General features: G+C 64.8%; 24 protein-coding genes. 14 read left to right on the top strand and 10 right to left on the bottom strand.

The features are described 5' to 3' along the window. Positions 1 to 16 precede the first annotated feature (16 nt). Both EN824_RS25310 and EN824_RS25305 read right to left on the bottom strand, forming a co-directional pair. Positions 17 to 1153 carry an alpha-hydroxy acid oxidase gene (locus EN824_RS25310; protein WP_127279737.1) on the bottom strand — a complete coding sequence of 379 codons (1137 nt, stop codon included), beginning with the start codon at positions 1151 to 1153 and terminating at the stop codon, positions 17 to 19. Positions 1154 to 1178: 25 nt separating this feature from the next. Then, positions 1179 to 1982: an FCD domain-containing protein gene (locus EN824_RS25305; RefSeq protein WP_127279738.1), complete on the bottom strand. Its 804-nt coding sequence runs from the start codon at positions 1980 to 1982 to the stop codon at positions 1179 to 1181. A gap of 207 nt (positions 1983 to 2189) precedes the next feature. Between EN824_RS25305 and EN824_RS25300 the strand changes: the two genes are divergently transcribed. The 4 genes from EN824_RS25300 to glcF all read left to right on the top strand — a co-directional run bounded on the left by EN824_RS25300 (position 2190) and on the right by glcF (position 7946). Next, complete coding sequence (locus tag EN824_RS25300; RefSeq protein WP_135861811.1) at positions 2190 to 3512, top strand: DUF3422 family protein; 1323 nt, start codon at positions 2190 to 2192, stop codon at positions 3510 to 3512. Positions 3513 to 3668: 156 nt separating this feature from the next. Continuing rightward, a complete protein-coding gene (locus tag EN824_RS25295; protein WP_135932826.1) occupies positions 3669 to 5165 on the top strand; it encodes an FAD-linked oxidase C-terminal domain-containing protein in 1497 nt (498 codons plus the stop codon). Positions 5166 to 5404: 239 nt separating this feature from the next. Continuing rightward, positions 5405 to 6610: an FAD-binding protein gene (locus EN824_RS25285; protein ID WP_127278589.1), complete on the top strand. Its 1206-nt coding sequence runs from the start codon at positions 5405 to 5407 to the stop codon at positions 6608 to 6610. A gap of 10 nt (positions 6611 to 6620) precedes the next feature. Then, positions 6621 to 7946 carry a glycolate oxidase subunit GlcF gene (gene glcF, locus EN824_RS25280; protein WP_127278590.1) on the top strand — a complete coding sequence of 442 codons (1326 nt, stop codon included), beginning with the start codon at positions 6621 to 6623 and terminating at the stop codon, positions 7944 to 7946. A gap of 176 nt (positions 7947 to 8122) precedes the next feature. Here the strand turns inward: glcF and EN824_RS25275 are convergent, their stop codons facing one another. After that, positions 8123 to 9043, bottom strand: a complete 921-nt coding sequence (locus tag EN824_RS25275; protein ID WP_127278591.1) for a bifunctional 5,10-methylenetetrahydrofolate dehydrogenase/5,10-methenyltetrahydrofolate cyclohydrolase — start codon at positions 9041 to 9043, stop codon at positions 8123 to 8125. 289 nt (positions 9044 to 9332) lie between these two features. Beyond that, positions 9333 to 10061 carry a L,D-transpeptidase gene (locus tag EN824_RS25270; RefSeq protein ID WP_127278592.1) on the bottom strand — a complete coding sequence of 243 codons (729 nt, stop codon included), beginning with the start codon at positions 10059 to 10061 and terminating at the stop codon, positions 9333 to 9335. A 211-nt stretch (positions 10062 to 10272) separates the two neighbouring features. Between EN824_RS25270 and EN824_RS25265 the strand changes: the two genes are divergently transcribed. Continuing rightward, positions 10273 to 10911 (top strand): DNA-3-methyladenine glycosylase I, encoded by a 639-nt coding sequence (locus EN824_RS25265; RefSeq protein WP_127278593.1) that lies wholly within the window; start codon positions 10273 to 10275, stop codon positions 10909 to 10911. An 89-nt stretch (positions 10912 to 11000) separates the two neighbouring features. Here EN824_RS25265 and EN824_RS25260 read toward each other — a convergent pair whose 3' ends face one another. Continuing rightward, entirely contained in the window at positions 11001 to 11390 is a 390-nt protein-coding gene (locus tag EN824_RS25260; RefSeq protein WP_127278594.1) for a hypothetical protein, read from the bottom strand. Positions 11391 to 11441: 51 nt separating this feature from the next. After that, positions 11442 to 11693, bottom strand: coding sequence for a hypothetical protein (locus EN824_RS25255; protein ID WP_127278595.1), 252 nt, complete (start codon positions 11691 to 11693; stop codon positions 11442 to 11444). 251 nt (positions 11694 to 11944) lie between these two features. On the opposite strand from EN824_RS25255, the gene hisS reads away from it, so the two are divergent. The 4 genes from hisS to EN824_RS25235 all read left to right on the top strand — a co-directional run bounded on the left by hisS (position 11945) and on the right by EN824_RS25235 (position 17309). Further along, positions 11945 to 13441, top strand: coding sequence for a histidine--tRNA ligase (gene hisS / locus EN824_RS25250; RefSeq protein ID WP_127278596.1), 1497 nt, complete (start codon positions 11945 to 11947; stop codon positions 13439 to 13441). A 181-nt stretch (positions 13442 to 13622) separates the two neighbouring features. Further along, positions 13623 to 14744, top strand: coding sequence for an ATP phosphoribosyltransferase regulatory subunit (locus EN824_RS25245; protein ID WP_135932825.1), 1122 nt, complete (start codon positions 13623 to 13625; stop codon positions 14742 to 14744). Then, positions 14741 to 15439, top strand: coding sequence for an ATP phosphoribosyltransferase (gene hisG, locus EN824_RS25240; RefSeq protein ID WP_127280715.1), 699 nt, complete (start codon positions 14741 to 14743; stop codon positions 15437 to 15439). The genes EN824_RS25245 and hisG overlap by 4 nt, the downstream gene beginning before the upstream one ends. Before the next feature lie 97 nt (positions 15440 to 15536). Beyond that, positions 15537 to 17309: an AMP-binding protein gene (locus tag EN824_RS25235; protein WP_135932824.1), complete on the top strand. Its 1773-nt coding sequence runs from the start codon at positions 15537 to 15539 to the stop codon at positions 17307 to 17309. 7 nt (positions 17310 to 17316) lie between these two features. Here the strand turns inward: EN824_RS25235 and EN824_RS25230 are convergent, their stop codons facing one another. Beyond that, complete coding sequence (locus EN824_RS25230) at positions 17317 to 18789, bottom strand: alpha/beta fold hydrolase (protein ID WP_335930833.1); 1473 nt, start codon at positions 18787 to 18789, stop codon at positions 17317 to 17319. 282 nt (positions 18790 to 19071) lie between these two features. Here EN824_RS25230 and EN824_RS25225 point away from each other — a divergent pair, with 282 nt between their 5' ends. Further along, positions 19072 to 19713, top strand: coding sequence for a class I SAM-dependent methyltransferase (locus EN824_RS25225; protein WP_135932823.1), 642 nt, complete (start codon positions 19072 to 19074; stop codon positions 19711 to 19713). 15 nt (positions 19714 to 19728) lie between these two features. On the opposite strand, the gene EN824_RS25220 is transcribed toward EN824_RS25225, so the two are convergent. Then, positions 19729 to 20403: a TetR/AcrR family transcriptional regulator gene (locus EN824_RS25220; protein WP_135932822.1), complete on the bottom strand. Its 675-nt coding sequence runs from the start codon at positions 20401 to 20403 to the stop codon at positions 19729 to 19731. A gap of 103 nt (positions 20404 to 20506) precedes the next feature. Then, a complete protein-coding gene (locus tag EN824_RS25215; protein ID WP_135932821.1) occupies positions 20507 to 21451 on the bottom strand; it encodes a nucleoside hydrolase in 945 nt (314 codons plus the stop codon). Between the two features lie 103 nt (positions 21452 to 21554). Between EN824_RS25215 and EN824_RS25210 the strand changes: the two genes are divergently transcribed. From EN824_RS25210 to EN824_RS25195, 4 genes are all read left to right on the top strand, one after another. Continuing rightward, complete coding sequence (locus EN824_RS25210) at positions 21555 to 22568, top strand: 2OG-Fe(II) oxygenase family protein (RefSeq protein ID WP_135932820.1); 1014 nt, start codon at positions 21555 to 21557, stop codon at positions 22566 to 22568. 96 nt (positions 22569 to 22664) lie between these two features. Then, the gene (locus tag EN824_RS25205) at positions 22665 to 23522 is read left to right on the top strand and encodes an ABC transporter substrate-binding protein (protein WP_135932819.1); all 858 of its coding nucleotides are present in this window, start codon (positions 22665 to 22667) and stop codon (positions 23520 to 23522) included. A gap of 56 nt (positions 23523 to 23578) precedes the next feature. Further along, positions 23579 to 24520 carry an amino acid ABC transporter permease gene (locus EN824_RS25200; RefSeq protein ID WP_135932818.1) on the top strand — a complete coding sequence of 314 codons (942 nt, stop codon included), beginning with the start codon at positions 23579 to 23581 and terminating at the stop codon, positions 24518 to 24520. After that, positions 24517 to 25323 carry an amino acid ABC transporter ATP-binding protein gene (locus tag EN824_RS25195; RefSeq protein WP_135920380.1) on the top strand — a complete coding sequence of 269 codons (807 nt, stop codon included), beginning with the start codon at positions 24517 to 24519 and terminating at the stop codon, positions 25321 to 25323. Before EN824_RS25200 ends, EN824_RS25195 begins: the two co-directional genes overlap by 4 nt. An 18-nt stretch (positions 25324 to 25341) precedes the next feature. On the opposite strand, the gene EN824_RS25190 is transcribed toward EN824_RS25195, so the two are convergent. Further along, entirely contained in the window at positions 25342 to 26250 is a 909-nt protein-coding gene (locus tag EN824_RS25190; protein WP_135932817.1) for a hydrogen peroxide-inducible genes activator, read from the bottom strand.

Genomic DNA, 26250 nt, shown 5'->3' with positions numbered 1-26250 from the left:
GTCAGATGTCACTGACTTAGCGTCGGAGCTGCTCCTTGCCCATGTCGGTGACCAGACGCTTTCCGCACAGCGCCAGCGTGATGTCCATCTCCTTGCGGATGATTTCCAACGCTTTGGTAACCCCTTCCTTGCCGAGCGCGCCCAGGCCGTAAAGAAATGGCCGGCCGATATAGGTGCCCTTGGCGCCCAGGCAGAGCGCTTTCAACACGTCCTGGCCGGAGCGGATGCCGCCGTCCATATGCACTTCTATTCTGTCGCCGACCGCATCGGCGATTTCTTCCAGAACCATGATCGACGACGACGCGCCATCGAGCTGGCGCCCGCCATGGTTGGAAACGATGATGGCATCGGCGCCGGTCTTGGCCGCCATCAGCGCATCTTCCTTGTCGAGGATGCCCTTGAGGATCAGCTTGCCGCCCCAGCGCTCCTTGATCCAGGCGACGTCCTTCCACGACAGCTGCGGATCGAACTGCTCCGTCGTCCAGGACGACAGCGAAGAGACGTCGCCGACGCCCTTGGCGTGGCCGACGATGTTGCGGAAGGTGCGGCGCTTGGTGCCGGCTATGCCCAGGCACCAGCGCGGCTTTGAGGCCAGGTCGATGATGTTGGCCAACGTCATCTTGGGCGGCGCCGAAAGCCCGTTGCGGACATCCTTGTGGCGCTGGCCGAGGACCTGCAGGTCGAGCGTCAGCACCAGCGCCGAGCACTTCGCCGCCTTCGCCCGGTCGATCAAATCGAGCACGAAATCCTTGTCGCGCAGCACATAGAGCTGGAACCAGAACGGTTTCTTCGTCACCGAGGCGACATCCTCGATCGAACAGATGCTCATCGTCGAGAGCGTGAACGGCACGCCGAATTCCTCTGCCGCCTGCGCTGCCAGCATCTCGCCGTCGGCATGCTGCATGCCGGTCATGCCGGTCGGCGCCAGCGCCACCGGCATCGACACTTTCTGGCCGATCATGGTCGATTCCAGCGAGCGGTTGCTCATGTCGACCAGCACGCGCTGGCGGAACTTGATCTTCTGAAAGTCTTCCTCGTTCGCCCGGTAGGTGCTCTCGGTCCAGGCGCCCGAGTCGGCATAGTCGAAGAACATCTTGGGCACGCGCCGGCGCGCGAGATCCTTGAGGTCTGCGATGGTCAGAATGTCGCTCATGGTGGTCCCCGCTTGATCGAATTGATTAGGAGCGTCTGCGCGCTGGTTCGCCGTCGCCGGCTTCCGAACGCTGCCTCAGCCTCAGCCGCGACACGCGTTGCCAGTCGCCGCTGCGTTCGGCTTCCGCCATCGAACGCTCGACATAGGTCATGTGGTCCATCGCCGCCTGGCGGGCGCCGGCCGGATCGCCGGCCTTGACCGCGGTGTGGATCGCCCGGTGCTGCGCCAGCAGCGCCTCGCGCGCGCCGGGCACGGTGAACACCAGGAGCCGGTTCTGGAACACGCCTTCCGACAGCAGCCGGTAGCAGGAGCGCAGTGTGTGCAGAAGCAGGATGTTGTGCGCGCATTCGCAGATCGCATGATGGAATTCGACGTCGATCTCGGCCTCGTCGTCGAAATCGCCGGTACGATGCGCCTCGTCCATGCGCGCCATGATGCGATCGAGCAAGGCAAGGTCCTCCGGTGTGGCGCGCCGCGCCGCGTATTCGGCGGCTATGCCTTCGATCTCGCGGCGGTATTCCAGATAGTCGGTCACCGCCTTGCGATGCGTCGAGATCAGGTCCGCCACCGGCTTGGTGAACAACTGGCCGATAATGTCGGCGACGTGCGTGCCGCCGCCCGGACGGGTCGACAGCAGGCCGCGCGCTTCGAGCGCCTTCAGCGCGTCGCGCAGGATGGGCCGCGACACATCGAACTGGCGTGCCAGTTCGCGCTCGCCCGGCAGCCGGTCGCCGGTGCGCAGCACGCCTTCGAGGATGAGGCTTTCGATCTGCTGCACCACCTCGTCGGCGGTGCGCGAATGCTCGATCCTGGAGAAAATGTCGCTCAAAGGAAGCGCCTGGAGAAGGGAATGATGTCGCGCAGATTAGAGCCTCTGTCGCCAACTGGTCAAATTATTTATCCAATTCGTCTCGTTCGGTCGATTTTCGCGCCGCGCCGGCATATCGCCTCGCGCTAAATTTTGCTGTTTACGTCCCTTGCCGATTGCCGCAAGACGACGCCATTGCACGAAGGGTCGAAACCAGGGGGACCAGACGTGTCGGACGAGACGTCCAATCTTGAATTCCAGCCGCGCAGCCAGGGCAGCGTCATGGGCTTTCCGGCGCATGAAGGCCGGCCCGGCGCGCTCGGCGAGGTTCACGCCCGCCCCCATCCGCTGGTCGAGAAGCCGCGCGTGCTTGTCCAACTCTCCTTCATGACCGAAGGCGGCTCAGCGGTCGACCACGCCGTGCTTTCGGAACTGTCGCGCCGTCTCGGCATCGCCGCTCCCGAGCGTCACGCCCGCCACCACGCCATGAAATGGGGCAAGGGGACGCTGCGCTGGGAGCGGCACACGGAATTCTCGACCTATCTCTGGGAAGGGCCGCTGGCCGAGAATGGCCGGGGGCAAGAGGATTCGCCCTTTGGCAATGGCTTTTCGCCGCCGGGAACCGTCATCTCGGGCATCCGGCTCGAGATCCGCAAATGGACGCAGGCGAGCGAGAGGCAGGTCGCCGGCTTCGACCCGACCAGCCTCTGTTACTCGCTTGTCGAGCGTGGCAGCGCGGCCATCGTCACCGACTTCCGCCAGGACGGCGACGGCATGACCCGCATGCTGGTGCTCGACCGCGGCCTGACCCCGGCCAGCACCGGCGCGCTGTCGCAGCGGCTGATCGACATCGAGACCTACCGCACGCTTGCCATGCTCGGCCTGCCGCTGGCGCTCACCTTGTCCGGCCGCGCCCGCCGCATCGAGGACCGCTTGGCGCAGACGACGCTGGAAATGAAGGTCGCCGAGACCCGCGACAACCAGACGCTGCTCGCCGGTCTGACGGAGCTTGCCGCCGAACTGGAGGCCGATGCCGCTTCCAGCCTCTACCGCTTCGGCGCCAGCCGCGCCTATGACGGCATCGTCACGGAAAGACTGGAGGCGCTGGATGAGGAGCCCGTGCAGGGCTACGACACCTGGGCGGGCTTTCTGCTGCGGCGCATGGCGCCAGCCATGCGCACCTGCCGCTCGGTCGAGGAGCGCCAGGCCAATTTGTCGCGCAAGCTGACCCGTGCCACCACGCTGCTGCGGACCTGGGTCGACGTCGAGGTCGAGAAGCAGAACCGCGACCTGCTCGCCTCGATGAACAACCGCGCCCGCCTGCAACTGCGGCTGCAGCAGACCGTCGAAGGCCTTTCGGTCGCCGCCGTCTCCTATTACGTTGTCGGCCTCATCGGCTATGTCGCCAAGGGCGCGTCGGTCTTTGGCCACGCCTTCGCGCCCGAGGTCGTCACCGCCGCCTCGGTGCCGTTCGCCATCCTGCTGGTCTGGTGGGGCGTGCGCCGCGTGCGACGGATGCATTCCGAGCCGGCGAAACATCCGGGCGAATAGTCCGCGCCATGCTTCGGACGCAACGGATGTGCAGCGGCAGATTGCCGCTGCGGAAGCTTTGCCTGCATCCGCCGCCCTGACGCCACCAAAGCAAGATTTGCAACAAATGCCGCTAGCTGGTAAATCATTTTTACCAGTCGAGTGGAGGAAGCGCCGATGTCCGGCCTTGCCATGCCCAAGCCAGACGCCGAGACGCTGCGCCGGCGCAGCGAAATCGTCGCCGACATGCGCATCATCGTGCCGGGCGAGGGCGTGGTCGACGCGGCCAATGAAATGCGTGCCTTCGAAAGCGATGGCCTGACCGCCTACCGGCAACTGCCGCTGGTCGTGGTGCTGCCCGAGACGGTGGCGCAGGTTTCGCGCGTGCTGAAATACTGCAACGACCGCAACATCCGCGTCGTGCCGCGCGGATCGGGCACCTCGCTGTCGGGCGGCGCGCTGCCGCTGGAGGACGCGGTGCTGCTCGTCATGAGCCGGTTCAACCGCATTCTCGAGATCGATTTTCCCGACCGCATCGTCGTCGCCCAGCCCGGCGTCACCAATCTCGGCATCACGTCAGCCGTCGAGCAGGAGGGGTTTTACTACGCCCCCGATCCATCCTCCCAGATCGCCTGCTCGATCGGTGGCAACGTGGCGGAGAACTCCGGCGGCGTGCACTGCCTGAAATACGGCCTCACCGCCAACAATGTGCTCGGCATCGAGATGGTTCTGATGAATGGCGAGGTGGTGCGGCTCGGCGGCGGTCACCTCGACGCCGAGGGCTATGACCTGCTCGGCGTCATGACCGGTTCGGAAGGCCTGCTCGGCGTCGTCACCGAGGTCACCGTGCGCATCCTGAAGAAGCCGGAGACGGCGCGCGCCCTGCTGATCGGCTTTCCGACCAGCGAGCAGGGGGGCCAGTGCGTCGCCGACATCATCGGCGCCGGCATCATTCCGGGCGGCATGGAAATGATGGACCGGCCGGCGATCCATGCCGCCGAGGATTTCGTCCATGCCGGCTATCCCCTCGACGTCGAGGCGCTGCTGATCGTCGAGCTCGATGGCCCCGGCGTCGAGGTCGATCATCTGATCACGGCGGTCGAGGCGATCGCCATCGCCAACGGCTCGACCACGTGCCGCATCTCGCAGTCCGAGCAGGAGCGGCTGAGTTTCTGGGCCGGTCGCAAGGCGGCCTTCCCCGCCGTTGGCCGCGTCTCGCCCGATTACTACTGCATGGACGGCACCATCCCGCGCAAGGAACTGCCGCGCGTGTTGGCCGGCATGCGCGAGCTGTCGGAAAAATACGGTCTCGGCGTCGCCAACGTTTTCCACGCCGGCGACGGCAATCTGCATCCGCTCATTCTCTACGATGCCAACGTGCCGGGCGAACTCGACAAGGCCGAAAGCTTCGGCGCCGACATTTTGCGGCTCTGCGTCAAGGTCGGTGGCGTGCTCACCGGCGAGCATGGCGTGGGGGTCGAGAAGCGCGACCTGATGCCGGAAATGTTCAACCAGGTCGACCTCGACCAGCAAATGCGCGTCAAATGCGCTTTCGACCCCAACCATCTTCTCAATCCCGGCAAGGTCTTCCCGCAGCTGCGCCGCTGCGCCGAACTGGGCCGCATGCACGTGCATCGGGGCCAAGTGGCGTTCCCGGACATTCCGAGGTTTTGAGCGGATATGTCGGCGCGCGAACACCCCCCTCTGTCCTGCCGGACATCTCGCCCTCAAGGGGGGAGATTGGCTGTTTGTGCGCTTCGGCTTTTCTTCAACGCAGAAGATTGGCGAAACCCTGCGCGACATCTGATCGCCCCCCTTGAGGGGGAGATGTCCGGCAGGACAGAGGGGGGCGCGACGGAACTCGGCCTATCCTGTCTCCCCCACTTCGCGGGGGCGAGGAAAGGCGCGAACTCATGACCACCTTCACCCCACTTACCCCAGCCGAAGTCCTCTCCACCGTTGCCTGGGCGGCGGCGGAGGAAACATCGCTCGAAATCCTCGGCCACGGCTCCAAGCGCGGCATCGGTCGTCCGTTGCAGACCGAGCATACACTCGACCTGTCGAAACTCTCAGGCGTGACCCTCTACGAACCCGCCGAACTGGTGCTGTCGGCAAAGGCCGGCACGCCGCTGGCCGATATCGAAAGGCTGCTGGCGGACAACGGTCAGCAGTTCGCCTTCGAGCCGATGGATTACGGCCCGCTGCTCGGCGGCGAGCCGGGAAAAGGCACCATTGGCGGCGTGCTCGGCGCCAACCTGTCCGGTCCGCGCCGGCTGAAGGCGGGCGCCGCGCGCGATCATATTCTCGGCATCAACGTCGTCTCCGGTCGGGGCGAAGCGTTCAAGTCGGGCGGCCGCGTGGTCAAGAACGTCACCGGCTACGATCTGTCGAAGCTGATGGCCAACAGCTGGGGTACATTGGCCGTCTTCACCGACCTCACCTTCAAGGTGCTGCCAGCCGCCGAGACCGAAGTCACGCTCGCCGTCCGTGGCCTGCTCGACGATGCCGCCTGCGCCGCCATGGCCCTGGCGCTCGGCTCCAGCGCCGAAGTGTCGAGTGCCGCCCATTTGCCGGAGCGCATTGCCGCGCGCGTCGCGGGCGGAGCGCTCGGCACTGAAGCCGCCACGCTGCTGCGCGTCGAAGGCTTTGGCCCGTCCGTTGACTATCGCATTGCAGCGCTGAAAACACTGCTCGGCAAGGCCGGCCCGCTGGACGAGATTACCAGCGAGACCTCCAAGGCAATCTGGCGTGATATCAGGGATATCAGGCCCTTCGCGGACGGCAGCGGGAAGCCGGTCTGGCGGGTCTCTATGACGCCTGCGCAGGGCCACCAGATGGTCCTGACGCTGCGCATGCAGGCCGCCGTCAGCGCCTTCTATGACTGGCAGGGTGGGCTGGTGTGGCTGCGTATGGAAGAGGGGGATCCGGAAGCCGCTTTGCTGCGCGGTCTCTTGAGAAAACACGGCGGCGGCCACGCGACGCTGGTGCGCGCCGCGCCTGCCCACCGCGCTGCCTTGCCGGTGTTCGAACCGCAGGCGCCGGCGCTGGCGGCACTCAGCCAGCGGCTGAAGCAGGAATTCGATCCGAAGAACATCCTCAATCCCGGCCGCATGGCCTAGGACATCAGAGATGCAGACCAATTTTTCGCCCGCACAGCTAGCTAATCCGCATGTCGCCGAGTCCGAAAAAATCCTGCGCAAATGTGTCCATTGCGGCTTCTGCACCGCCACCTGCCCGACCTATGTGACGCTTGGCAACGAGCTCGATTCGCCGCGCGGGCGCATCTACCTGATCAAGGACATGCTGGAGAACGGCCGTCCCGCCGACAAGGAAATCGTCACCCATATCGATCGTTGCCTGTCCTGCCTCGCCTGCATGACGACATGCCCCTCAGGCGTGAACTACATGCATCTGGTCGACCATGCCCGCGCCCATATCCAGCAAACCTACAAGCGGCCGCTGCTCGACCGGTTGACCCGCGCCATGCTCGCCTTCGTACTGCCCTATCCCCGTCGCTTCCGCGCCGCGCTCAAACTAGCGAAGCTCGGCAAGCCGTTCATCGGCCTGTTCGAAAAAATCCCGGCGCTGAAGCCGCTCGGCGCGATGCTCAAGCTCGCGCCGGCATCAATCCCGGCAGCCTCGCCGATGGCCTTGCCGGGCATCCATGCCGGACAGTTAGCGAAAAGAGGACGCGTGGCCATCCTGACCGGCTGCGCGCAATCGGTGCTGGATCCCGGCATCAACGATACGGCCATCTCGCTGCTGACACGGCTCGGCGTCGAGGTTGTGGTGCCGCCGGGCGAGGGCTGCTGCGGCGCACTGGTTCATCATATGGGACGGGAGGAAGCCGCTCTTGCTTCGGCCAGGCAGAATGTCGATGCCTGGACCCGTGCCATCGATGAGGGCGGGCTCGACGCCATCATCATCACCGCGTCGGGCTGCGGCACGACGATCAAGGATTACGGCTTCATGCTGCGGCTCGATCCGGCCTATGCCGACAAGGCCGCGCGCGTGTCGGCGCTGGCCAAGGACATCACCGAGTATCTGTCCGCCATCGATCTGCCCGAACCGGTGCGCAAGCCGGGCGCGGTCGTCGCCTATCACTCGGCCTGCTCGATGCAGCACGGCCAGAAGATCACGCGTCAGCCGAAGGAACTGCTCGCCAGGGCCGGTTTCATCGTGCGCGAGCCGCGCGAGGGCCATCTCTGTTGTGGCTCGGCCGGCACCTACAACATTCTGCAGCCCGAGATTTCGGCCAGGCTGCGCGACCGCAAGGTGAAAAACATCGAGGCGACGGGCGCCGCGATCGTCGCCACGGGCAATATCGGCTGCATCACGCAGATCGCGTCCGCTGCCAGGATGCCGGTGGTGCACACGGTCAAGCTGCTCGACTGGGCCTATGGCGGGCCGCGACCGGAAGGCGTCTCCGAGGAAAGGCTGGTTGCGGCTGAGTAGCGCGGCGTTGCCCCTGTCAGAGTTACGGCAAATCCCCCTCATCCGGCCGCTTCGCGGCCACCTTCTCCCCGTCGGGGAGAAGAGGTTGACGCCGGCGGTGATAGTCTCCTCTCCCCTCGGGGAGAGGTCAGCCGAGCAAAGCGGAGGCTGGGTGAGGGGGGTGACGCCGCCCTGTCTTATTCCGCCGCCAGCCTGTCGGCCGTGCCGTAGGTCGCCTCGTAGAGCGCGCGCTGGCGGCTGAGCGCGACCATCGTGTTGCGCAGCAAGATGGCCACCGTGATCGGGCCGACGCCGCCTGGAACCGGGGTGATCCAGGAGGCCACGTGCTTGACGCTGTCGGTGTCGACGTCGCCGACGACGCGGCTGGTGCCATCAGGCCCGATTTCGGAATTGATGCCGATGTCGATGACGGCCGCACCTGGCTTCACCATGTCGGCCTTGATCAGCCTTGGCTTGCCGACGGCGACGAACAGCGCGTCGGCGCGCCGCGCATGGGCGGCGACCGACCGGGTCATGTGATGGCAGACCGTCACGGTCGCGCCTTCGCTCATCAACAGGAAGGCGATCGGCTTGCCGACGATTTCCGAATGGCCGACGACGACCACTTCCAGTCCCTTGAGGTCGAGGCCGGTTTCCTTGAGCAGTTCGACCGAGGCCGCGGCCGTGCAGGGCGCGAGGTCGAGCTGGTTGTAGACGATGTTGCCGATCGAGGCCGGGTGCATGCCCTCGACATCCTTCAGCGGATGCACCGCTGCCTGCAGCGTCTTGACCGGGATATGCGCGGGAACCGGCCGCTGGATGATGATGCCGGTGACGCGCGGATCGGCGTTCAGCCCGTGGATGGCTGCTTCCAGCTCACCCGAGGTGATGGTGGCGGGAAAGCGCCGCTCCTCGAAATCGATGCCGGCGAGCTGAGCCTTGGCGCGCTGGTTGCGTACATAGACATCGACCGCGTCGGTATCGCCGACGGTGATCGAGATCAGCTTGGGCGGGAAACCCTCGGCTTTGGCAATGGCCGCGTCCTCGCGCACGGCGGCGATGATGCGCTGGGCGACCGGGCCGCCCTTGAGATAGCGGCTGTCGTCGGAGAGGGACATAGCTCGAACCTTTGGTGGGAAGATTGTGCACTGCAATAGCAGAGCATGGCCCGGAAATCAGCCCTGAAAGCGAAACACCGTGCCTCCGGGGCGACCTGTCGCACCGTGAAACGAAAAGGGCAGCCCGGTTACCCGTGCTGCCCTCTCGTGACTGGCCGTATCCCCACACGGCCCGTCCCCCGTTAACTCGCCGCCAGTCTAAGCACGTCTTCCAGAAGCGCGCTATGGCTTGAGGGCAACAGCGCGCAAAAACCTGCTCAGCACTGCTTAACCGGCTGATTCGCTATCATTATATCACCTCGACCGTGGTTCCGACATTGACCCGCTCATAAAGGTCGACCACGTCCTCGTTGCGCATGCGGATGCAGCCCGACGACACCGCGCCGCCGATCGTCCAGGGCTGGTTGGTGCCGTGGATGCGGTACTCCGTCGTGCCGATATAGAGCGCGCGCGCGCCGAGCGGGTTTTCCATCCCGCCGGCCAGATAAGTCGGCAGGTAGCGGCCCTTGGCCGCCTCGCGCTTGATCATCTCCGCAGGCGGACGCCAGTCCGGCCAGACGCGCTTGTTGGTGATCTTGTGGGTGCCCGACCATTCGAAGCCGGGCTTGCCGGTGCCGACGCCGTAACGCCGCGCCTTGCCGTTCTTCTCGACCAGATAGAGGAAATTCTGCGTGGTATCGATGACGATGGTGCCTGGCTTCTGGCCTCCGTCATAAGCGACTTCCTGCGGCAGGTAGACCGGGTTGATCTGCGGGCGCATGACCATGCGCTTGGCCGGCGCCTGCACGCCCGCCGTCTGCACACGGTCGGGCTGCGCGGTGCGCTGGCGCGGCTGCTGCACGGCCTGTCGGTTCTGCCGCACGATGCCCGGCGCATGGCCAAGCTGCAGCACCCAGGGCGCGGAAAGGTCGGGGCTCACCATCACCGGCGGCCTGTCGGCATAGCGGTCGTCGGCAAGGGAGGGCATGACGCTTGCGGCAAGCACCGCCGCGCTGAACAACGGAAGCAGGAATTTCATCGGGAACGCACCTTGATAGCCTGATACGCCGGGCAAGAACGCTCCCGGTTTGCGCGATCATTGGCGGCGAGCAGCAACCGAAACATGAATCGGAATGCGTAAAATGCGGTTCTGTCAGTAAACCTTTTGTGTGGTTACCGCCGGGTTCAGGAATCTGGTAAAGCCACGGTAAAAGCAGCGCGGAAGCGCGTTAACGGATGGATCTCTTGAGATGAGCAATGAAAACACCGGCCTGCTTGCCGGTCCTGACGGTGTCGTGCGCTGCTTCTGGCATGGCAATCTGCCCGACTATCTGCACTACCACGACCATGAATGGGGCCGGCCGGTGGCCGACGACCGTAGGCTGTTCGAGAAGATCTGCCTCGAAGGGTTTCAGTCGGGCCTCTCATGGCTGACCATTTTGCGCAAGCGGGAGAATTTTCGCGAGGCCTTCGCCGGCTTCGACTTCGACAAGGTCGCCGCCTTCACCGACAAGGATGTGGAACGCCTGCTCGGCAATGCCGGTATCATCCGCCATCGCGGCAAGATCGTCTCGACCATCAACAACGCCAAACGCGCCCGCGAAATGGTCGACGAGTTCGGCTCGCTGGCCGCCTGGTTCTGGAGGTTCGAACCCGGCAAGGAGGAACGGCCGCAAACCGTCGATCTCGCCCATCTGCGCGCCAACCCGACCACCGCGGTTTCCGTGCGGATTTCGAAGGACCTGAAGAAGCGAGGCTGGAGCTTCGTCGGCCCGACCACGGTCTACGCCTTCATGCAGGCCATGGGGCTGGTCAACGACCATCTCGAAGGCTGTGTATGCCGCAAGCAGGTCGAGAAGCAGCGGAAGGCTTTCAAGCGGCCGAAATAGCTGCTTTTTCCTTCTCCCCGTTCACGGGGAGAAGGTGGCCGAAGGCCGGATGAGGGGCGGCGCCGACCTTGCCAGGTGTCGCGCTGCCCTCACTTCTCGAACCGTCCCTTGTGTCCGCTGCCATTGATGTCCCACACCAGGCTGCGGCCTGAAATGCTCAGCACAAGGCCGCTGAAACCGCTGTCGTCGGGCGTATGATGCGTCGATGCCGAACTGCGTCCGGCGGGGATGACCTCGACCGTCGAGCCCTTTTTCACCCAACAGCCCTTACCGTACTGGTCATTGGCGCCATAGGCGAGCATGAACTCGAAGCTGCCGTCCTTCTTCAGCAGCAGTTCGGAGCCGACCTCCATGACGCCGCGCAGGTAGTAATGGCCGGCAAGGCCCGCGTCCCCCGGCTTGCAGCCTGCGGCGCTGGCCGGATTGGCCGCCCCAAGTAAAAACGCGCAGCCAAGCGCGTATGCGTAGCCCAGTCGCATGCTCAATCCCCTGATCAAGAATGAAAATCGCATCCAGCGAAACGGACGGTTTCAGGTGCCGTTGGCGCCGGCCAGGAACAGCCCGGCGACGATTGCCGCCACGGTGGCCACTGTCGGATAGATCACCAGCAGGCCGGTCACCAGGGCGTCGCGCAGGGAAGATCCCTTGCCGGTGTCGGCGGGTACATCGAACGGCCCGGCCGCCTGGCCAGCCATTTTCGGTGCATGGGTGCCCGCAGGGCGCAAGCGTGTGGGCAGTTCACCGGCCTCGCCGTTGGCCTGGAATTCCGTTGCACTGGTCATGTCCTGAACCCCTTCGTTTCGATGCGCTGTATCGGCCGCGATTGTGTCGGCACGATGCCGCGCTCATGGCGGCATTGTTTCACTTCTGGCGTGTTTTTGTTTCAGAGGGTTTCGATTTTTCCTGATCTCGTCGGGTGCGCCGCGGGGCGCCAACCCTTGCCGCTCCCGGCTTCATCGGTTAGGAAACGCGCGCTGTGGAACGCGGTAGATTTACCGCGCCACGAAGTCATGAACCATCGGGTGCCCAGATTATGGCCGACAAATCGGAAAAGACGAAAGCGCGGCTGCCGCGCGGGTTTGCCGACCGCGGCGCCGAGGACATCCGCGCCGTCGAGAAGATGATGGCGACGATCCGCTCGGTCTATGAGCTCTATGGCTTCGAGCCGGCCGACCAGCCGCTGATCGAATACACCGATGCGCTCGGCAAATTCCTGCCCGACCAGGACCGGCCGAACGAAGGCGTGTTCTCCTTCCAGGACGATGACGACCAGTGGCTGTCGCTGCGCTACGACCTAACAGCGCCGACGGCACGCTTCGTCGCCGAGAATTTCGAACGCCTGCCCAAGCCATACCGCAGCTACCGGTCCGGCTGGGTGTTCCGCAACGAAAAGCCCGGCCCCGGCCGCTTCCGCCAGTTCATGCAGTTCGACGCCGATACGATCGGCACGCCGGGCGTTGCGGCGGATGCAGAGATGGCGATGATGATGGCCGACGTCATGGAAGCGCTCGGCATCAAGCGCGGCGACTATGTCATCCGCGTCAACAACCGCAAGGTGCTGGACGGCGTGCTGGAAGCAATCGGCCTTGGCGGCGAGGAGAATGCCGGTCGTCGGCTGACCGTGCTGCGTGCCATCGACAAGCTGGACAAGCTCGGCGCGGAAGGTGTCCGGCTTCTGCTTGGCCCAGGGCGTTGGGATGGCGGCAAGGAAGGCGAGGGCGACTTCGCCAAGGGCGCCGGGCTGAACGATACTCAAGCCCAAGCCGTCCTTCTGGCGACGGCGCGCAATGCGCAGGCCGGCCAGGATGCCAGCGTCAGCGGCAACACGGTCTACCAGGAGGGCGTCGGCGAACTCGCGACGATCGAAGCCTTGGTCAGGGCCGCCGGATACGGCGAGGACCGCATCGCCATGGACCGTTCCGTCGTGCGCGGCCTGGAATATTACACGGGTCCCGTCTTCGAGGCCGAACTGCTGGCCGAGATCCCCAATGAGGACGGCCAGATCGTACGCTTCGGCTCGGTCGGTGGCGGCGGCCGCTATGACGGATTGGTCTCACGCTTCCGCGGTGAGCCGGTGCCGGCGACGGGCTTTTCCATCGGCGTCTCCAGGCTGATGACGGCGCTGAAGAACCTTGGCAAGCTCGGAAGCGCCGACGTGATCGCGCCGGTTGTCGTGCTGGTCATGGACAAGGACACGGAAAGCCTCGGCCGCTACCAGAAGATGGTGGCGGAACTGCGCGCCGCCGGCATCCGCTCCGAAATGTACCTCGGCGGCGCCGGCATGAAGGCGCAGCTCAAATATGCCGACCGTCGCGGCTGTCCGGTCGCCATCATTCAGGGCGGCGACGAGCGCGCCAAGGGTGAACTGCAGATCAAGGACCTGATCGAAGGCGCGCGCATGTCCGCCGAAATCACCGACAATGCCGAATGGCGCGCCGCGCGCCCGGCGCAGGTGACGGTGGCGGAAAGCGAGCTGGTCGCCGAAGTGAAGAAGATCTTGGCGGCGCAGGCCCAGGAGCGGACCAAGTGACGAGCGCCGCGCGCTCTTGTCCTTCTCCCCTTGTGGGAGAAGGTGGCCTCGCGAAGCGAGGTCGGATGAGGGGTGTTCCAGGGAACGCAAACGCTTCATTCCGACACGCACCCCTCAACCGTCTCGGCGCTGCGCGCCGATCCACCTTCTCCCACAGGGGGAGAAGGGAAGGGCGCGGCATATGACCTCCCGCTACCCCGCCATATCAGCCGACATCATCGCGCTCTTCGCAACCCGCAACACGCATGCGGTGGAAGTTGCCGTGCTGCAGCCGGCCGATCCGTTCCTCGACATGGCCGGCGAGGATCTGCGCCGGCGCATTTTCCTTACGGAGAGCGAGACTGGGCAGACGCTCTGCCTGCGGCCCGAATTCACCATTCCGGTCTGTCTCGACCACATAACCAGCCAGGCCGGCACGCCGCGCCGCTATTCCTATCTCGGCGAGGTGTTTCGCCAGCGCCGCGAGGGCGGCAACGAGTTCTTTCAGGCCGGCATCGAGGATCTCGGCGACCGCGACACGGCTGAAGCGGATGCCCGCTCTGTCGCTGACGCGCACGCACTGCTTTCGCTGGTGCTGCCCGGCAGGCCGCTGGTGGTCACGCTCGGTGATCAGGGCATCTTCGAGGCGGTGCTGGCGGCACTCGGCCTGCCGCGCGGCTGGCGCATGCGGCTGGCGCGCGCCTTCGGCTCGGCGCCGATGCTGGAGGCGGCACTCGCCGATCTCGCCAACCCGCCGCGCAACGGCCAGCTCTCCGGCCCGGTCGCAGCGCTTGTCCTCGACGGTGATCTGGACGGCCTTTCCCAGCACATTGCCGGCGGCATGGAGGAGGCCAGCCTCTCGGCATCGGCCGGCCGCGCGCCGTCGGACATCGCGCGGCGGCTCATCGAGAAGGCCGAGTTGCGCAGCGTGCGGCTGTCGAACGAGGCCTTCGCGGCGCTGAAAGGTTTTCTGGCCATCGACGTGCCGCTCGATGGCGCGGCCCAGGCATTGGAAACCTTCGCCGCCGGCGCCGGACTTTCATTGGGTGCGGCGCTGGAAAAATTCGCGGCCCGCGCCAAGGCGATCGAGGCGCATGGCTTGCCGTCGGGAAAAATCCGCTACGACGCCGCCTTCGGCCGTCCGCTCGATTATTACACCGGTGTGGTCTTCGAAGTCGCGGCCGCAAGTGGCGAGCGTCCCCTGGCCGGTGGCGGCCGCTATGACAGATTGCTGACGCTGCTCGGCGCCAAGACCGCGATCCCCGGTGTCGGCTTCTCGGTGTGGCTCGACCGCATCGAGGCGTTGCGGGAGACGGCACCATGATCACGCTGGCGATCCCGTCCAAGGGCCGGCTCAAGGAGCAGGCGCTGGAGGTGCTGGCCAAGGCCGGCCTCGCCGTCAGCCTGCCCGGCGACGAGCGCAAATATCACGCCCGCGTCGAGGGCCTGGACAATGTCGAAGTGGTCTTCCTGTCGGCTTCCGAAATATCGGGCGAAATAGGGCAGGGCGCGGTCGATCTCGGCATCACCGGCGAGGACCTTGTGCGGGAAAATCTCGCCGACTGGGAAGCGCGGGCCGAGATCGTCGCCCGTCTCGGCTTCGGCCATGCCGATGTCGTGGTCGCGGTGCCCGAGATCTGGCTCGATGTCGACACCATGGCCGATCTCGATGACGTCGCCGCAGATTTCCGCCAGCGCCATGGCCGGCGGCTCAGGATCGCCACCAAATACTGGCGGCTGACGCAGCAGTTCTTTTCGCTCAAGCACGGCATCCAGGTCTATCGCATCGTCGAAAGCCTCGGCGCCACCGAAGGCGCGCCGGCGGCCGGCCTTGCCGACGTCATCGTCGACATAACCACCACGGGCTCGACGCTGCGCGCCAACCATCTCAAGGTGCTGGGCGATGGCGTCCTGCTGAAGTCGCAGGCCTGCCTGGTGGCCTCGAAGAAAGATCGTTCCGCCGCCGATGAGGCCATCTTCCGGGATATAGCCGCGAAAATGACGGCGACGGTCGGATAGCCTGCTTTCCCTGGCGGGAGGGGTGTCACTACCATCGGCGGGATTTCCACCGTTCCGGCAGGCTGATAGGCTCGGTCCGTGCTGGGAGGAGAGAGCGATGCCGGTCAATCTCGACGAGCTGAAGAACGCCACCAATCTGCGCGGACGCGGCGCGCGCTCCGGCATTGTCTTTGTCGCGCCCGTCGACGGCAAGGCGCATGTCTCGGGCGAGCGCAAGGTGCCGTTGCTGGAGGAGACCATTCCGGCCCTGTTCTCCGATACCGTCAGCAAATACGGCACGCTCGATGCCGCAATCTTCGTCGGCCAGGACAAGCGCTTCACCTGGAGCGAACTGTCGGACACCGTCGATGCGCTGGCCGCCGGCTTCCTGGCGCTCGGCCTGCGCAAGGGCGATCGCGTCGGCATCTGGTCGCCCAACCGCTGGGAATGGCTGGTGACGCAATTCGCCACCGCCCGCATCGGCCTGATTCTGGTCAACATCAACCCGGCCTATCGGCTGACCGAGCTGGAATATGCCCTGAACAAGGTCAGCTGCAAGGCCCTGGTGACGGCGGCGAGCTTCAAGACCTCGGACTATCTCGGCATGATCGAGACGCTGGCGCCGGAAATCGCCACGGCGACGCCGGGCAAGGTGAAGGCCGCCAAATTGCCGGCGCTGAGGATCGTCATCCGCATGGGCGAGGAGAACTCGCCAGGCATGTTCAATTTCGGCGACGTGCTGGCCATGGCCGGCCGCGACGAGCATGACAGCCTCGACCGCATCTCCGAGGGTCTGAAGCCGGGCGACGCGATCAACATCCAGTTCACCTCAGGCACGACAGGCGCTCCCAAGGGCGCGACGCTCACTCATCTGAACATCGTCAACAACGGCAACTTCGTCACTTCGGCCATCAAGCTCACCGTCGACGACCGGCTCTGTATCCCGGTGCCGCTCTATCATTGCTTCGGCATGTCGATGGGCACGATGGGTTGTGTGTCGAAAGGCGCGACCATGGTTTTCCCTTGCGAGGGTTTTGATCCCGGCCTGACGCTGAAAGCGATCGCGCAGGAGCGCTGCACGGGCCTCTACGGCGTTCCGACCATGTTCGTCGGCATGCTCGACCATCCGGATTTCTCATCCTTCGATCTCTCCAGCCTGCGCACCGGCATCATGGCCGGCTCGCCATGCCCGATCGAGGTGATGAAGAAGGTGGTGTCGCTGATGCATATGTCGGAGGTGACCATCGCCTACGGCATGACCGAGACCAGTCCGGTCTCGTTCCAGAGCAGCACCGACGATCCGCTGGAAAAGCGCGTGTCGACCGTCGGGCGCATCCATCCGCATGTCGAGGTCAAGGCGGTCGATGCCGATGGCGCCACCGTTGCCGTCGGCGCGCCGGGCGAGCTTTGCACGCGCGGCTACTCGGTGATGAAAGGCTATTGGGACGACGACGAAAAGACCCGTGAGGCAATCGACACCGACGGCTGGATGCACACTGGCGACCTCGCCACCATCGACGCCGAGGGCTATTGCAACATTGTCGGCCGCGTCAAGGACATGGTCATCCGCGGCGGTGAGAACGTCTATCCCAGGGAGGTCGAGGAATTCCTCTACCGTCATCCCAAGGTGCGGGAAGTGCAGGTCTTCGGCATCCCGGATGCCAAATATGGCGAGGAGTTGTGCGCCTGGATCGTGCTCAAACCCGGCCAGGTCGCCACCGAACAGGAAATCAAGGCCTTCTGTGCGGGCCAGATCGCCCATTACAAGATACCGCGCCACATTCGCTTCCGCACCGAATTGCCGATGACGGTGACCGGCAAGCCGCAGAAATTCCTGATGCGTCAGGCGATGGTGGAAGAGTTGGGGCTGGTGGCGCAGAAAACGGCGTGAGGCGGGATCAGCCGCGTCGTACGAAGGCACTGATGCTGTCGAGCAGGGACTGCCGGTCGCCGACCCAGAACCAGTGGTCGTCGCCGTCGACCTCGATGAACCGGGCGCCCGGAATCCTGGACGCGAGGAACCGCCCGGCCTCGATGCGCACGGCGCGGTCGCCTGAACGGTGGAGGACCATCGTCGGGGCGGAGACTTTTGCCAGGAGGTGACGGACATCTGCATCCCGTAATGCCTCGAGCAGGCCCGCGACCGCGCCCGGGCTGGAGGCTGCCCTGAGCAATCCGGCCCACCAGATCCTCGCCTGACGGTCGCCAGTGAGGCTTGGGGCGAAGGTTTCGATTTCCGCTGGGCCACCCCAACCCGCGAGCAGGCGTTGCTTCCACAGATCATACTGCGCGACGGTCAAGGCGTAGGGATAGTCGGGGGCGCGGCTGCCCTTCGCCAGCGAGCCCCAGAGAACAAGGCCGCTCAGCCGGTCGCTATGCTCGACTGCAAAACGGATGCAGCCCGGCCCGCCCTCCGACGCACCGACCAGCAAGGCCCGGCGGCTGCCGGCCGCGTTCATGACCGCCAGAATATCCTGCGCCGTTGCCTCGACCGTGGGACGGGCGCCGACGCGGTCTGAAAGCCCCATGCCGCGCCGGTCGAAGAGGATCAGGCGACCCAGGCGCGAAACCGCGGTCAGCCAGGCGCGGCAGCCTGCGTCTTCCCAGATACGCTCGACATGCGAAATGAAGCCGGGAACAAGCACGATGTCCGTCGGGCCGCTACCGACGATCTGGTACGCGATGTGAATGCCGTCCACTGCGACGTAGCACGTCCTGGGCAGGTCCAAGGTAGCGTCCTGAGTTGGCTCGCGCAGCATGGCTAGCGTGGCGGGGTCCGGCGCCACGCCGAGTTCGTCCCGCAAGAGCCGGATGCACGTCTCGATCTGGCGCTCGGCCGCCGCCCTGTCCCCGGCGGTCAGGTGGACATGGATCAGGTGGCGGTGCGCGCTTTCGCTCAAGGGGTCGAGCGCCGTCAACCGTGTCGCATGAACGACCGCGCCGCGCGGCTCGCCGCCGGCGATCTTGGCTTCGACGAGCCGCTCCAGCGCCTGCACCAGCCGGCCGCGCAAGGTCTCTCGCCGGAAGAAGATCCATTCCTCGAATTCCGGACTGTCCGGCAGCGAGAAGCCGGCGAGATAATCGTCGTTGTAGATGTCGGCTGCCTCGTCGAGAGAGCGGGAATTGCAGGCCTGCTCGAAAACCCTGGTGTCGATCTCGGCGGACAAGGCTGGGTGTAGGCTCAGCGAGGCGCCTGTGGCGGCGATGATCTCTCTGCCGAACGCGATGCGGATTTTATAGAGTGTCCGCCGAAGGCGGGCGCGAGCGGCCTGTTCGTCGGTCTCGGGCCACAGAAGCGTGGCGACGACATCGCGCGCCACCGGTCCGCCGGCCTCGGCCAGGTAGATGAGGAGCGCCGCCGCCTTGCGCAAGGCAAGTTCCACCCGCCGGCCGCTCAAGCGGAACTCCGGAAAACCCAGAAATCGGAATTCCAATCGCTCCATCGATCCGACCACGGCCATGCGGGGACGCTGAGGGGACGCCGGCCTTCTATCCATTCCCACGACATCGGGCCGATCGGGCCCGATCATGAGACTCCCTTGGAGCGAGAAATGTCACTGGTCAATACTCTCATCCACCATTGCACAGCAGGGCCTGTTGCCGGCGGTGGCGCCCCTGTTGGCGCTGCTGGCGCAGGGCAAGGAGGCTGAGACATGTGCCAATCCTGTCTCTCCTGGTACGCGCGCTGCATGGCTCCCTACTTCGTCCACGTCGGCTGTTCAGCCCGCACTTTCACGCATATGCGACGGCGCCTGATCCCACGGGCAGACGGCGTTGTCGTCGAGGTCGGTTTCGGGTCCGGCCTGAACCTTCCCTATTACGACGCCGGCAGGGTGAAGCGGCTGGTCGGCGTCGATCCCGACGGCACGATGCTCGGCCTGGCCGAACCGAAGAGCCGTTCCTTGCCATTCAATGTCGACTGTATCCGGGCCAGCGGTGAAAGACTGCCGTTGATCGACAGCTTCGCCGACACGGTCGTCGTCACCTACGCCTTCTGCACCATTCCGGATCCCGAGGCGGCGCTGACCGAGATCCGGCGCATCCTGAAGCCCACGGGCCGGCTGATCTTCATCGAGCACGGCCAGGCCGAGGGGCCGCGCTGCCGCAAATGGCAAGAGCGTCTGAACCGGTCCTGGGGCCGACTCGCCGGCGGCTGCCACCTCAACCGCGATCCATTGCACCTGATCCGGGCGGCGGGCTTCCATGTCGTCGAAGCGGAGCGTGAACGGTTCCGGCTACCCTTCTGGCAGTTGGGAAGCCACCATGCCGGCATCGCGATACCCCCAACGGGCTGATGCGCCTTCGCCCTGCTATCGCCGCCCACCACGTATTTCCACCGGCCTCGGCGCCGAACCCGGCTCTTGGACCAGCGGGCCGAGCAGCACTTCGCCGAACAGCGGCTGGTAGCTCCGGCGCACCGCCGGGTCCTCCTTGAAGGACAGAGCGTATTGGCCGATCTGGTGGAAATAGGTGATGCGGGCCCTGACCAGGCTCTCATCCTCGGGATAACCCATGGCGCGGAAGGAACGGATCAGGAGCTCGATGCGCAGGTCGTCGATATCCTTGACTTCCCGCGCCAGCTTTTTCGAAGTTCGCGACCAGTCGCGCACGGCGAGGTCGAGCAGGGGACTGAACGGGGCCTCGTCGACCCAGACATGCACGATGTCGGTGAAGAACTGCAGGCCGTCTATATCTAGTATCTCGCGCATCGCCCAGAAGGGCTCGCAATTGATGTCCCGCCATTCCTGCAGCAGTCCGTCACGAAGATCGGCCAGGCTGGTGAAATGGAAATAAAAGCTGCCGCGCGTCACCTTGAATTGCTTGGCGAGGCGGTCGATCTTGACCTCGCCGATGCCGTGTTTCTCCAGCACCTTGCGCGCCGCCGATATCCAGGCCTCGCGGCTCAGCGTCTGCCGCGCCGCCTTCGCGGGCGCGGCGGCTTTGGGCGGTCTCTTGCCTCTGGCAGGGGCGCTGTCGACTTTCATGTGGTCAAGACCTTCATCGCCATGCTCAACGCCAGCAATCCGTTCGCCGGCTCCGATGCGCTTCGCGACTCATCAAGTGTCCATCTATCGCGGAAGGCGCAACTCAGGGCAATGAGCTTATCCGCTCCAGCATGAGTTCGAAGAACGGCGCCGGATCGATGCGCCGCAGCACATTGCAGTTCTTGCGCCGGCCGGTGACATGCCACCAGTCGACGACCGTCATGCCGATCGTCTCCGGCGAGACAATGTCGACCGTCACCGCGCACTGGCGCTGTTCATAGATTTGCGGCGCCAGGAGATAACCTGTCACGCAGGCATCGTGGATGGGGCGCGCCGGCGTCTCGAATTTGTGGGTGCCGTACTGGCGGTAGAAGTCGGCCAGGTTCGCGGCCTCGATCGCGGCGCGGCTGCCGGTGGCGCGCAGGCGGTCCAGCCATTCGGGCGTCATCAGTGCGGTGTAGGTGCAGTCGATACCCGCCATGGTCACCGGCACGCCGCTGGCGAACACCTTGTGCGCGGCGTGCGGGTCGACGAAGATGTTGAACTCGGCGGCCGGCGTGGCGTTGCCGCCCTGGAAGAAGCCGCCGCCCATCAGCACCACTTCGCGCAGGCGAGGCACGATCCTCGGCTCCATGGTCATGGCCATGGCCAGATTGGTCATCGGCCCGAGCGTGCAGACGGTCAATTCGCCTTCAGGCGCGTCCATGATCGCGCGCACCAGGTAGTTGACCGCGTGTTCGTCCTGTAGCGGCGTCACCGGTTCGGCAAGGTCGGCGCCGTCGAGGCCGGTTTCGCCGTGGACATATTCGGCGGTGATCAGCGTGCGCACCATCGGCGCCGGGCAGCCGGCATAAACAGGCACATCCGGCCGCCCTGCAAGCTCCACGACCTTGAGCGCATTCTTCGAGGTCAGTGCAAGCGGCACGTTACCGCCGACCGTGGTGATGCCGACCACGTCGAGTTCATCGGGCGACCCCAGTGCGAAGAGGATGGCGAAGGCGTCATCCTGGCCGGGATCGGTGTCGATGATGATCTTGCGTGGTGCCATGATGCCGCGTCCTTCGTTTTGCGATCGAAAGCCTATTGATGAGGCCGTTCGGATGTGTAGAAATACAGTACTGTATCTTATGTTCAAGACAGGGTGTTCGAAAATGGATGGACAAGAGCGCGGCGATTTTTCCGAAATTCCGATCCTCGACGTCTCGGCGCTCTATGGCGACGACGAAGCGGCGATCCGGGCAACGGCAGCGACACTGCGCCGCTATCTCGAGACGATCGGCTTCCTCTATGTCACCGGCCACCCCATTCCGCGCGCCGATGTCGAAGCGGTCCGCGAGGCCTCCAAGCGTTTCTTCGCCTTGCCCGAGGAGGAGAAGGCCAAGCTGAAGATCGACAAGAATTTCCGCGGCTTCCTGCCCTTTGCCGGCTCGACCATCGTGACCTCGTCCGTGGCGGCGGTCAGCAAGCCGAACCAGAGCGAATCGATCTTCTTCATGCACGAGGTCGGCGCCGACGATCCCCGGGCTTTGGCCGGCAAGCCGCTGCAAGGCCCCAACCAGTGGCCTGACGAGGCCGCTCTTGCCGGCTTCAGGGAGACCATCGAGCGCTATGTCCAGGAGATGGGCACGCTCGCCCGCAAGATGGTGCGTGCCATCGCGCTCTCGCTCGGGCTGCCCTCCGACAGCCTCGACCGCTATTTCGAGCAGCCGACGACCTTCCTGCGGCTGCTGCACTATCCGACGCAGCCCCAGGAAGAGGGCCTGTTCGGCTCGGCCCCCCACACCGACTATGGCTTCATCACCCTGTTGGCGCAGGACAATGTCGGCGGCCTCGAGGTCAAGAACAAGGCCGGTAACTGGGTTCCAGCACCTCCGGTTCCGGATTCCTTCGTCATGAATGTCGGCGACATCCTGGCGCGCTGGTCCAACGACCAGTTCGTCTCGACGCCGCACCGCGTCATCAACCGCTCCGGACGCGAGCGCTATTCGCAGCCCTTCTTCTTCGATCCGTCCATGGATGAAACGATCGCCGCACTTCCGGTCTGCGTGCCGGCCGGCACACGGCCGAAATACGAGCCGGTGCTCTATGGCGATTACCTGATGGAGCGCATCGACAAGAATTATCACTACCGCAAGAAGAAGGCGGCCGAAGCCGCTGCTTCGTAAGGAATGCCGAGCCCGCGCCGGCCACCGGCTCGGGCTCTGCCACAAAGATCGTAAACAGGACAAGAATCGTAAACAGGACAAGAAAGGGGAACAGCAATGAACAGATATCTGCGAATGACCAGTCTCGCGCTGGCGGTCTCCGCCACCGTCTGGGGTGGGGTTTCCAAAGCCGCCGATGTGCCGAAATCGGCTGAGGTGAAACAGAGCGGAACGCTCGCCGTCGCCAACACGCTGGACTTCGCGCCGTTCGAATATCTCGACGCCGACGGCAAGCATACCGGCATCATCATCGAACTCGCTGGCGAGGTGGCCAAGCTCGTCGACGCCAAGCTCGATATCCAGCGCACGCCGTTTCCGTCGATGATCCCGGGCCTCGCGGCCGGCCGCTTCAAGATCGCCTGGGAGACCTTCTCGGCCACGCCGGAGCGCCTGAAGCAGGTCGATTTCGTCATGTTCCTGAAAGCGGGCCTCGCCGTATCGACGTCACCCGACAAGAAGGCGAGCTTCAGCGGCGACACGCCGCTTTGTGGCAAGCGCATAGGCGTCTCGGCCGGCAGTGCTTCGGATTTCCTGGTCGACAAGCTCGGCAAGGAATGCACCGACAAGGGCCAGAAGGCGATCGAAAAGTCGGTGTTCAATTCCTCTACCGATATCGTCCAGGCTGTGCTTTCGGACCGCGTCGACGGGCGTATGGACGATGCCACGGCATCGAGCTATTTCGAGGTGACGAGCAAAGGGCAACTGGTGGTCCTGCCGACGCTTTATGAAGTCGCGCCACTCGGCATGGCGATCGCCAAGGACGACAAGGAGACCGCCGGCATGATGGTGGCGGCACTTGCCGAGCTGTTCAAGAACGGCACGTACAAGGCTATCCTGGAGAAGTACGGCATGGGTGCCTACGCGATCAAGGAACCGTATTTCGTTGGCTCCATGGACGCGCTTCGCGCCGAATAGAGACTACCGGCGTCTGATGCTTCATCAGGCGCCGGCCCGCAACCTGGAGACATCCGATGGGCTTGGCCCACCCGACCGAGATCGGCATCGAGCCGGGCGCCGCCGCCGCCGTGTCACGGCTGATCGTCGTGCCGCAGCGCCGCTATGGCATCTGGATCGGCACGGCGTTCGCCCTGCTGCTGGCCTTCCTGATCATTCGCGCTTTCGCCAGCAACCCGGCCTTTGCCTGGGGCACGGCAGCCGGCTACCTGTTCCATCCCTCGATCATGCGCGGCCTCGGCAACACGCTGATGCTTACCGTCATCATCATGGTGCTGGCGATCGTGGTCGGCACCGTCATCGCCATCATGCGGGTGTCGCCGAGCCCGGTGCTGCGCGCCTTTTCCGGCGTCTATGTCTGGTTCTTCCGCGGCGTGCCCGCGCTGATCCAGCTGATCTTCTGGTTCAACCTGTCGCTGCTGGTGCGCGAGATCTCGCTGACGCTGCCGTTCCTGGGCACGCTGTTTTCCGTGCGCACCAATGATTTCATGACCCCGTTCTTCTCTGCCGTGGTGGCGCTTTCGCTGTGCGAGGCCGGCTACATGGCCGAGATCATCCGCGCCGGCATCAAGTCGGTGCCGTCCGGCCAGTCGGAAGCGGCGAGCGCGCTCGGCATGCCTTATCGCATGATCCTGAAGCGCATCACCTTGCCGCAAGCCATGCGCTTCGTGCTGCCGCCGACCGGCAATGAGGCGATCAACCTCCTGAAGATGACCTCGCTGGTAACGTTCATCGCCGTCGATGACCTGTTCTACACCGCGCAGAGCATCTACGCGCGCACCTTCGAGACGATCCCGCTGCTGATCGTGGTCGCCTTCTGGTATCTCGCCGTGGTCAGCATCATGTCGGTCGGGCAGCATTTCCTGGAGCGCCATTTCGGCCGCAGCGATATCCGCCGCGACCCCCTGACGATGCGCGCCTTGCGCAACGCCATCAGCCTGCGCGGCCTTGCCCGATGAGCGATGTGAAATCCGAAAATCGTGCCCGCTTCGGCGTGCCGGCCGATTCCATGGTGTTCGCGCGCGGCGTGCGCAAAACCTATGGCCAGCTTGAAGTTCTCAAAGGCGTCGACCTCGATGTGCCGGAGGGATCGGTCGCCTGCATCATTGGTCCGTCCGGATCCGGCAAGAGCACGTTCCTGCGCTGCATCAACCATTTGGAAAAGCTCAGCGGCGGCATCCTGCTCGTCGACAGCCAGTTCGTCGGCTACGACCTCCAGGGCGACAAGCTCTATGAGGTGAAGGACGATCTTCTGTGCCGGCGCCGCGCCGAGATCGGCATGCTGTTCCAGTCGTTCAACCTGTTCTCGCACATGACCGTGATGGAGAACCTGATCGAGGCGCCGACGCAGGTGCGGCGAATCCCGCTGGACCAGGCGAAGGCCGAGGCGGAGGTGCTGCTGCGGCGTGTCGGCCTCGCCGACAAGGTCGACCGCTATCCGCGCGAACTGTCCGGCGGTCAGCAGCAGCGTGTCGCGATCGCGCGCGCCATGGCGATGAAGCCCAAGGTGCTGCTCTTCGACGAGCCGACCTCGGCGCTCGATCCGGAACTGGTCGGCGAAGTTCTGCAGGTCATGCGCGACCTTGCCGAGAGCGGTATGACGATGGTCGTCGTCACCCACGAGATCGGCTTCGCCCGCGAGATCGGCGACCAGCTCGTTTTCATGGACGGTGGCGTGATCGTCGAACGTGGCGCGCCGCGCGAGATGATCGCCAACCCGACATCGCCGCGCACCCGCGAGTTCCTGTCCAGGGTTCTGTAGCGCCGGTTAGACCGGCTCTCAGCCAGCCAGCACCGCCGCGCCGAGGCCCCGGATGATCTTCGCCAGCTCGACGCATTCGCCATGCCGCGCATTGTTGCGCCGCCAGGCAAGGCAGATCATGCGCTGCGGCATCGGCTCCTGGAACGGCACGATCTTGAGGTCGGGGATAGTGCCGGCGGGGCCGACCGCCATTTCGGGGATGAGTGTGACGCCGAGCCCATGCGCCACCATCTGCAGGAGCGTCGTCAGGCTGGTGGCGCCGTAGCTTGCCATCGCCACCGGCCGCACATTGCCGCAGACGGCCAGCGCCTGTTCGCGCAGGCAATGGCCTTCTTCCAGCAGCATCAGTCTCTCCAGCGCCGGGCTCTCGGGTGGAACCGGCGGCGATGCAAAGGCCGGATCGCCTGATGGCACGGCCAGGAAGAACCGGTCGGGAAACAGCGCCTCGGTGATCAGCCCGGGATGGTCGAGCGGAAGTGCGGCGATGAAGGCATCGAGTTTTCGCGATGCGGTGTCCTCGACCAGGGAGGTGGTGACCGCCTCGCGCAATTCGAGCAGCAAGGCCGGGAAATGTTTCTTCAGTTTGGGCAGGGCGCGCGGCAGAAGATAGGGCGCGACGGTCGGGATGATGCCCAGCCGGAAGCGTCCCTCCATCGCCGTGCGGCCGCGCCGGGCCGTCGTTTCCACGTCACGTATGTCAGCCAGGATGCGCTCGATGCGCGGCAACAGAGTAATCGCTTCGTCCGTCATGCGCACCGACCTGCCCCCGCGTTCGAACAGCCGGCAGTTCAGCCGTTGCTCCATTTCGGCGATCTGGGAAGACAGCGCCGGCTGGCTGACGCCGGCAAGTTTCGCCGCGCGCCCGAAATGCAGCGTTTGCGCCAGCGCGTCGAAATAGTGCATCTGGCGAACTGTCAATCCGATCAT

Source organism: Mesorhizobium sp. M8A.F.Ca.ET.181.01.1.1 (assembly GCF_004792025.1).
In the GTDB taxonomy this organism is placed as follows: Bacteria; Pseudomonadota; Alphaproteobacteria; order Rhizobiales; family Rhizobiaceae; genus Mesorhizobium.
This window is presented reverse-complemented; position numbering and strand designations above follow the sequence as displayed.